A 1,421-nucleotide genomic window follows, 5' to 3' on the forward strand; every position below is an offset into this window, starting at 1 on the left:
TTTGATGCCTGGCAGTTCCCTACTCTCGCATGGGGAGACCCCACACTACCATCGGCGCTACGGCGTTTCACTTCTGAGTTCGGCATGGGGTCAGGTGGGACCACCGCGCTGTTGCCGCCAGGCAAATTCTGTTCACCTGCCGCGCCGCTTTCGCGTTGCCACAGGCTTTTATCCGGTTAAGCTGAAAATCGTCTCTCACAACCAACACCAAAACCACTCTGGCGTTGTAAGGTTAAGCCTCACGGCTCATTAGTACCGGTTAGCTCAACGCATCGCTGCGCTTACACACCCGGCCTATCAACGTTGTCGTCTTCAACGGTCCTTCAGGAGACTTGAAGTCTCAGGGAGAACTCATCTCGGGGCAAGTTTCGTGCTTAGATGCTTTCAGCACTTATCTCTTCCGCATGTAGCTACCGGGCAGTGCCATTGGCATGACAACCCGAACACCAGTGATGCGTCCACTCCGGTCCTCTCGTACTAGGAGCAGCCCCCCTCAGTTCTCCAGCGCCCACGGCAGATAGGGACCGAACTGTCTCACGACGTTCTAAACCCAGCTCGCGTACCACTTTAAATGGCGAACAGCCATACCCTTGGGACCTACTTCAGCCCCAGGATGTGATGAGCCGACATCGAGGTGCCAAACACCGCCGTCGATATGAACTCTTGGGCGGTATCAGCCTGTTATCCCCGGAGTACCTTTTATCCGTTGAGCGATGGCCCTTCCATTCAGAACCACCGGATCACTATGACCTGCTTTCGCACCTGCTCGCGCCGTCACGCTCGCAGTCAAGCTGGCTTATGCCATTGCACTAACCTCCTGATGTCCGACCAGGATTAGCCAACCTTCGTGCTCCTCCGTTACGCTTTAGGAGGAGACCGCCCCAGTCAAACTACCCACCAGACACTGTCCGCAACCCGGATTACGGGTCCACGTTAGAACACCAGCCATTAAAGGGTGGTATTTCAAGGACGGCTCCACGCAGACTGGCGTCCACGCTTCAAAGCCTCCCACCTATCCTACACATCAAGGACCAGTGTTCAGTGTCAAGCTATAGTAAAGGTTCACGGGGTCTTTCCGTCTTGCCGCGGGTACACTGCATCTTCACAGCGATTTCAATTTCACTGAGTCTCGGGTGGAGACAGCCTGGCCATCATTACGCCATTCGTGCAGGTCGGAACTTACCCGACAAGGAATTTCGCTACCTTAGGACCGTTATAGTTACGGCCGCCGTTTACCGGGGCTTCGATCAAGAGCTTCGCCTTACGGCTGACCCCATCAATTAACCTTCCGGCACCGGGCAGGCGTCACACCGTATACGTCCACTTTCGTGTTTGCACAGTGCTGTGTTTTTAATAAACAGTTGCAGCCAGCTGGTATCTTCGACTGGCTTCAGCTCCACGGGTAAACCGCTTCACCTACG

The 1,421-nt window shown here is 55.0% G+C and carries 2 rRNA genes (1 of these 2 running past the window's edge); both read right to left on the bottom strand.

The window, feature by feature from the left end:
• Window positions 1-6 precede the first annotated feature (6 nt).
• Window positions 7-122: ribosomal RNA gene (gene rrf / locus FHW74_RS22725) — 5S ribosomal RNA — on the bottom strand.
• Between the two features lie 106 nt (window positions 123-228).
• Window positions 229-1,421: ribosomal RNA gene (locus FHW74_RS22730) — 23S ribosomal RNA — on the bottom strand (its annotated part continues 1,636 nt past the right edge of the window); the annotation flags it as partial.

Origin of the sequence: Atlantibacter sp. RC6 (assembly GCF_014193285.1) — a bacterium.
Lineage (GTDB): Bacteria > Pseudomonadota > Gammaproteobacteria > Enterobacterales > Enterobacteriaceae > Atlantibacter.